Annotated in this window: 5 protein-coding genes; 3 read left to right on the forward strand and 2 right to left on the reverse strand. The window is 59.0% G+C overall.

Going from position 1 to position 7,498, the window contains the following annotated elements; translation table 11 throughout:
- Window positions 1-757: response regulator (locus tag VNZ65_RS15245; RefSeq protein WP_325670428.1), on the reverse strand; the 757-nt coding region annotated here is incomplete at its 3' end.
- Window positions 758-1,098: 341 nt separating this feature from the next.
- Here VNZ65_RS15245 and VNZ65_RS15250 point away from each other — a divergent pair.
- The 3 genes from VNZ65_RS15250 (at window position 1,099) to parC (ending at window position 6,633) form a co-directional block, all read left to right on the forward strand.
- Window positions 1,099-3,087 carry a DNA topoisomerase IV subunit B gene (locus tag VNZ65_RS15250; protein WP_325670430.1) on the forward strand — a complete coding sequence of 663 codons (1,989 nt, stop codon included), beginning with the start codon at window positions 1,099-1,101 and terminating at the stop codon, window positions 3,085-3,087.
- 338 nt (window positions 3,088-3,425) lie between these two features.
- Window positions 3,426-4,286: a lytic transglycosylase domain-containing protein gene (locus tag VNZ65_RS15255; protein WP_414649141.1), complete on the forward strand. Its 861-nt coding sequence runs from the start codon at window positions 3,426-3,428 to the stop codon at window positions 4,284-4,286.
- A gap of 25 nt (window positions 4,287-4,311) precedes the next feature.
- A complete protein-coding gene (gene parC / locus VNZ65_RS15260) occupies window positions 4,312-6,633 on the forward strand; it encodes a DNA topoisomerase IV subunit A (protein ID WP_325670434.1) in 2,322 nt (773 codons plus the stop codon).
- 97 nt (window positions 6,634-6,730) lie between these two features.
- On the opposite strand, the gene VNZ65_RS15265 is transcribed toward parC, so the two are convergent.
- A complete protein-coding gene (locus tag VNZ65_RS15265) occupies window positions 6,731-7,177 on the reverse strand; it encodes a hypothetical protein (protein WP_325670436.1) in 447 nt (148 codons plus the stop codon).
- Between the last annotated feature and the right edge of the window lie 321 nt (window positions 7,178-7,498).

Raw genomic sequence — 7,498 nt, forward strand, 5'->3', positions numbered from 1 at the left:
CCGCCTCGCTGGCCCGCGCCTGATCGTAGCTGAAGTCTTTATCGCTCAGAAAAACCACGGCTACCCGGGTCTTCTTGTGCTGAAGCTTGATGCTGCTGCACAGCTCATAGGGATCGATCTGCGCCAGCCTGGGATTGATCAGCACCACGGAAATGCTGAGCCGGGTATAAACCTCTGCCGCGGCGTCCGGACTGCCGGCCCATTCGACCGGCACGACATGATGCGCCATGGCCATCGCCAGGTCATCGCGGAAGGTCGATTGATTGTCGATCACCAGGATGCGGTCGCTTTGCGGCGCCTTGTTGCGCATGCGCTCGTATTCCTGCGGATCGGTGAGGTCGAGGTCAAGGCGTTCGCGCCGGCGCCTCTCGGGCACATTGCTGACCAGCGCGGCATCGGCCGGATTCTGCTTGGCCAGCATGATCAGGCGCCGCTCCATCAAGGTGTCCAGGGCATCGAACAGCTTGAGCCAGCGTATCGGCCGCTCGACATTGGCGAACGGCAGGTCCACATGCGGGGTGCCGACCAGCAGCGCCGGCCGCAGATTGTTCGGCTCCATGTCGGCCAGCATCGCCAGCGCTTTCAGATCGTCGGAATTGACCAGGTACAGGTCCGGTTCCTGCAAGCTGTCCGCGAATAGGCGAAAATACTGCTTCTGGCGGTTTTGTTCGACCGAGAATGTGGCGTCGAAAATATTAATTTCACGCGCAGAAAACCCGATGAAACGAATGGCGAATGGTGCGTTATGATTTTTCATTTTTTTATATGCCCCCTGTTGCGCGGATCTCGACCAAACCATGATAGCAGCGTCTTTATTTAGCTTTTATTTTTATCAATACACTGTGCAAAAACAACAACATTTTATTGCCAGGTTCCAATAATATTGGCAAGAATCCCGGCTACAGGCCCTTCGCCTGATTTCCGCGGCATGGTGCGCAGCAGCTTCCCGTGCCCTGCCGAAGCGCAAATCCATTTATTGCAAGCGCACATTGTGCCCGCCCTGGCCGCTTTTTCATTAGAATGCGGTCAGGATAATAACCAGCAATCCCGAATTTAGTTGCAAATTAACAATATTTCACATTTACCTGAACCGACTGAATGGCAACCAAAAAATCACCGCAATCCGACTATAGCGAATCATCGATCCGCGTACTGAAGGGCCTGGAGCCGGTCAAGCAACGCCCGGGCATGTACACCCGCACCGAAAATCCGCTGCATATCATCCAGGAAGTGATCGACAACGCCTCGGATGAAGCGCTCGGCGGCTATTGCAAGAATATTCTGGTGACCCTGAATACCGACGGCAGCGTCAGCGTCGAGGACGATGGGCGCGGCATTCCAGTCGGCATGCATCCTGAAGAAAAAGTGCCGACGGTGGAAATCGTGTTCACCCGCTTGCACGCCGGCGGCAAGTTCGACAAAGGCAGCGGCGGCGCCTATTCCTTTTCCGGCGGCTTGCATGGCGTCGGCGTCTCGGTCACCAACGCCCTCTCCTCGCGGCTGGAGATTACGGTGTGGCGCGAAGCTGGCGTCCACCACATGGTATTTGCCGACGGCGATGTGATCGAAAAGCTGAAATCGCGCCCGCTGGGCCGCGACGACAAGAAATCCGGCACCCGCGTCACCGCCTGGCCGAATCCGAAATACTTCGATTCGCCGGCCATCTCGCAACCGGAACTGCAACGCCTGCTGCGCTCCAAGGCAGTGCTGCTGCCGGGCGTCAAGGTGACGCTGCTGAACGCCAAGACCGGCGACAGCCAGACCTGGCAGTACGATCAGGGCTTGCGCGGCTACCTGATGGAATCGCTGGCGCAATCCTCGAATGCCGAACCGCTGATCCCGCTGTTCGAAGGCGAGCAATACGCCAACGCCGACGCCGAAGGCTTCGCCGAGGGTGAAGGCGCGGCGTGGGTGGTGGCCTGGACCGAAGATGGCGCCATCGTACGCGAATCCTATGTCAACCTGATCCCCACCTCGGCCGGCGGCACGCACGAATCGGGCTTGCGCGAAGGCCTGTTCGGCGCCGTCAAGAGCTTCGTCGAAATGCACTCGCTGCTGCCCAAGGGCGTCAAGCTGTTGCCGGAAGACGTGTTTGCGCGCGTCTCCTTTGTCTTGTCAGCCAAGGTGCTGGATCCGCAGTTCCAGGGCCAGATCAAGGAACGCCTGAACTCGCGCGATGCGGTGCGGCTGGTCTCGACCTATACCCGGCCGGCGCTGGAGCTATGGCTGAACCAGCATGTCGAATACGGCAAGAAGCTGGCCGACCTGGTCATCAAGCAGGCCCAGAACCGCCTGCGCTCGGCGCAAAAAGTCGAGAAGAAGAAATCTTCCGGGGTTGCCGTCTTGCCGGGTAAGCTGACCGATTGCGAATCCAGCGACATCACCCGCAATGAACTGTTCCTGGTCGAGGGAGATTCCGCCGGCGGTTCGGCGAAAATGGGGCGCGACAAGGAATTCCAGGCGATCCTGCCTTTGCGCGGCAAGGTGCTCAATTCCTGGGAAACCGAGCGCGACCGCCTGTTCGCCAACAATGAAATCCACGACATCGCGGTTGCCATCGGCGTCGACCCCCACAGCAAGAGCGACACCATCGATTTCAGCGGTCTGCGTTATGGCAAGATCTGCATCCTGTCCGATGCTGACGTCGACGGTTCGCACATCCAGGTGCTGCTGCTGACCTTGTTCTTCCGCCACTTCCCGCAATTGATCGACCGCGGCAATATCTGCGTCGCGCGGCCGCCGCTGTACCGGGTCGATGCCCCGGCGCGCGGCAAGAAACCGGCGCAAAAGATTTACGCCCTGGATGACGGCGAACTCGAAGCCATCGAAGATAAATTGCGCAAGGATGGCGTCAAGGAGACAGCCTGGTCGATCTCGCGCTTCAAAGGCCTGGGTGAAATGAACGCCGAACAGCTGTGGGAAACCACGATGAACCCGGATACGCGCCGCTTGCTGCCGATCACGCTGGGCGGCTTCGATCTGGAAGCCTCGGAAAACCGCTTCAATATGCTGATGGGCAAAGGCGAAGCGGCAGCACGGCGCGCCTGGATCGAAGAACACGGGAATGAGGCCGAGGCGGATATCTGAGGACGGTGGGACGACCGGCAAAAATATTGACATAAGGCAATATTGGTAACAATTTTACCGCCGGCCATCCATATCTGCGAAACGTATTATCATGAGCGCTGCATTACGATTCGATAGCCGTGACCTGGCTCGCCGGGTTATTAGTAGGGTTCTGAGACAGAACGCTAGCGCTCAACCGATCTTTCCTGTAACCGCGTCCCTGCAGCAGCATGGGCAGCCGCCCTGTCCATGCACCCGAGTTTTATCGCAGTTCACGCCAGAACCTGCCAACACAAAGGATATTGTTTTTAATGAAACGCCGTAACGCCATACGCCCGAAGCTTGGCCAGCCTTAACAGATGAATCCGCTTCGCCGTCATTTGGGCCAACTCCTTACAGCTACACTGCTGACGTTCGCATTGCTGACTTCCGTCACCAGTGCGCGCGCGGATATCTTCGGCTATATCGATGCCGACGGCATGGGCCATTTTTCGACAGAAAAGCTGGATGAGCGCTATCAGCTGTTCATGCGCGGCGACGGCGCTTTCGATTCGTCCCAGCTCACCGCCAAGAGCGGAAAGCCGCTCGATCCGGCAGTGCGCGACAGCCCCTTGTTCCGTTATCTGTCGCAGCATCCCAACCTGAAAAAGTACGAGCAGCTGGTGAACCAGGCGGCGCAAGAATTTGCGCTCGATCCGGCCTTGCTGAAGGCGGTGATGGCGGCCGAATCCGGCTTCAATCCCGCCGCCGTGTCGCCCAAGGGAGCAATCGGCCTGATGCAGATCATGCCGGCCACCGCAGAACGCTACGGCCTGAGCGGCGACAAGAAAAAGCCGATCGAGCAGAAACTAACCGACCCGCGCACCAATATCCGCCTCGGCGCGCGTTATCTGCGCGACCTGCTCAAGCTCTATCCGACCCAGCAGGAGCTGGTGATCGCTTCCTATAATGCCGGCGAAGGCGCCGTGCAAAAGTATAAAAACCAGATACCGCCCTATCCGGAAACGCGCAATTACGTCCAGCTGGTGCGACAGTTCTACCAGCTGTACCAGCCTGCCCTGGCGCAATCCGGCAGCAGCGGCGGCGCCGGCCTGAGGCGCATCCAGCTGGTGATTCCCGGCCGCCGCAGCATGCCGGCCGACATCGCGCCGGCGCCCGCCGCCAGCCTGATTCCGCCAGCGGCAGCGCTGCCTGCGGCGACAACTCCTTTAATCGAATAACCGCCCGAATCATTCACGACTCTCCATGACCGACCAAAACGATCTGTTTGCAACACCAGATGCACCAACTCCGGACGCCGAATCTTTAACCCTTGCCACCTTTGCTGAACGCGCCTATCTCGACTACGCCATTTCGGTAGTCAAGGGCCGTGCCCTGCCCGACGTCTCCGACGGCCAGAAGCCGGTGCAGCGCCGCATCCTGTATGCAATGAGCGAACTCGGCCTGAACGCCGCCGCCAAGCCGCGCAAGTCTGCGCTGGTGGTGGGCGACGTGCTGGGCAAGCTGCATCCGCATGGCGACCAGTCTGTGTATGACGCACTGGTGCGCATGACCCAGGATTTCTCGTTGCGCTACCCGCTGGTCGATGGCCAGGGCAACTTCGGTTCGCGCGATGGCGATGGCGCTGCGGCGATGCGTTACACCGAAGCGCGCCTGACGCCGATCGCCCGCCTGCTGCTGGAAGAAATCGACATGGGCACGGTCGATTTCCAGCCCAACTACGACGGCTCCACCGAAGAACCGAAACTACTGCCGGCGCGCCTGCCCTTCGTCCTGCTGAACGGCGCCTCGGGTATTGCGGTCGGCCTGGCCACTGAAATTCCATCGCATAATCTGCAGGAGGTGGCCAAGGCGGCGGTCGCACTGATCCGCAATCCGGCGCTCAGCCATGCCGAACTGATGCAGATCATCCCAGGCCCGGACTTCCCGGGCGGTGGCCAGATCATCACTTCGGCCACGGCGATTTCCGAGATGTACGAAAGCGGCCGCGGCAGCCTGAAGGTGCGCGCCACCTGGAAAATCGAAGACCTTGCGCGCGGCCAGTGGCAGGCGGTGGTCACCGAATTGCCGCCGGGCGCATCGTCGCAAAAGATCCTGGAAGAGATCGAGGAACTGACCAATCCGAAAATCAAGCTCGGCAAGAAAACCCTGACGCCAGACCAGATCGCGCTCAAGACATCCATCCTGTCGGTGCTGGATACGGTGCGCGACGAATCGGGCCGCGACGCGCCGGTACGCCTGGTGTTCGAACCGAAATCGAAGAACCTGGACCAGACCGAATTCACCAACATGCTGCTGGCCCACACCTCGCTGGAGAGCAGCGCCTCGATCAACCTGGTGATGATAGGCGGCGATGGCCGCCCGCGCCAGAAGGGCCTGGGCATGATCTTGCGCGAGTGGATCAGCTTCCGTTTTGTTACTGTCACGCGCCGCTCGCAATTCAAGCTGCAGAAGATCGAAGACCGCATCCATATCCTGGAAGGCCGCGAAGCGATCCTGCTGAATATCGACAAGGTGATCAAGCTGATCCGCGAATCGGACGAACCGAAGCCGGCGCTGATCGCCGCCTTCAACCTGTCCGACCGCCAGGCGGAAGACATCCTGGAAATCCGCCTGCGTCAGCTGGCGCGCCTGGAGTCGATCAAGATCCAGCAGGAGCTGGCCGAGCTGCGCAACGAAAAAGCCACGCTGCAAGACCTGCTCGACAATCCGGCATCGATGAAGCGTTTGATCATCAAGGAAATCGAAGCCGACCAGAAACAGTTCGGCGATGGCCGCCGCACCTTGATCGAAGCGGCTGAAAAAGCCGTGGTGGAAACCAAGATCATCGATGAACCGGTGACCGTCATCATTTCGCAAAAGGGCTGGGTGCGGGCACGCACCGGCCATGGCCACGACGCCAGCCAGTTCGGCTTCAAGGCCGGCGACGCCTTGTACGGCGCCTTCGAGTGCCGCACGGTCGACAACCTGCTGACTTTCGGCTCCAACGGCCGTATCTATTCGGTATCGGTTGCAACCTTGCCTAACGCGCGCGGCGACGGCGTCCCGATCACGACCCTGATCGACCTCGCCAACGGCAGCAGCATCCTGCATTACTTCGCCGGCCCGCTGGACACCGTCTTGCTGCTGGCCAGCTCCGGCGGCTACGGCTTCACCGCCAAGCTCGGCGACATGCTGAGCCGGGTCAAGGCCGGCAAGGCCTACGTCACACTGGACGAAGGCGACCTGCCGCTGCCGCCGCAAGCGCTGGGCAGCAGCGCCAGCGCCATCGCCTGCCTGTCGGAAAAAGGCCGCTTGCTGGTATTCGGACTGGATGAATGCAAGTCGCTCAGCAACGGCGGCCGCGGCGTGATCCTGATGGAGCTGGAAGCCAACGAAAAACTGCTGGCAGCGCAACCGATCAGCCAGCGCGGCGTGCTGGTCACCGGCGTCGGCCGCGGCGGCAAAGCGCAGCAAGTCGCCCTGTCGGCATCCGGCCTGGCGCCGCATATCGGCAAACGCGCCCGCAAAGGGAAAATGCTGGAGTCGAAACTGAAACCGGTCACTCTTACGCCAGTGACGCCATAATCCAGCAATCGGGAAGCAGCTAACTCAGCGCTTCCCAACAAAATTGGGGTCAGAGTCAAATTAATAAATTCGACTCTGACCCCAATTGTTTTCTACTTCAGTTTGCTGCTGGTTTTGCCTGCTCTGCTTTGACTATCGTGATTATTTCAGAGTAGCTTTTCTGCGCTACCGACTCGCACAACGAATTCATTCCGAGCCAGGAATTGGCGTAGTAGTCTTCCGCCTTGCGCTCTTGCGCGTGGTAGACAATGCGTACACCCAACCTGTCTCTCCCCGCCAAAAAACCCAGCATGACGCGTGCGCCGGGCGGGCGCTGGTGATAATCGGTTATTACCATTTCCGCCGTTTCGGAATCAGAGACCGCATAGCCTTGTTTCATCGCTGCGTCGGCGTAGCCCTTCTCGATCAACGGCGCCACCTTCTCGTTCACCGTGCATTCTTCCTTGCAGTCCCAGCGTATCGCCAGTTTCGGTACTTGCAATCCGCTATGCGGCTTGGGCGGAACCGGGCTCGCGGCATCTTGCACTTGTACTTGCGCCTGCATTTCAGGCTGAGATACTGCCGGATCGGCCGCGGCGTTTTCTGCCGGCGCCGTTTGCGCATATGCCAGTCCCGAGAGACCGGCATACAGCGCCGAACATAAAATTAATGAACCCCTTTTCATGATTTCCCTTTTTTATTATGAATAAATTATAGTGATTACACGTTGCCAAAAATTTGATGCATCTCATTAAGTGTTCACGAAAAACGAATTTCAGATTTTGATCCGTAGCCGGTGAAGAGCTTTTCAATCTCCGTGTCGATGGTTTCTTTTGTCCATGTGACGAAACGGCGCCAGTGATACTTGGCGTGCTTCCAGAGGATT

The sequence above is a fragment of the Collimonas sp. genome (assembly GCF_035566555.1).
In the GTDB taxonomy this organism is placed as follows: Bacteria; Pseudomonadota; Gammaproteobacteria; order Burkholderiales; family Burkholderiaceae_D; genus Collimonas.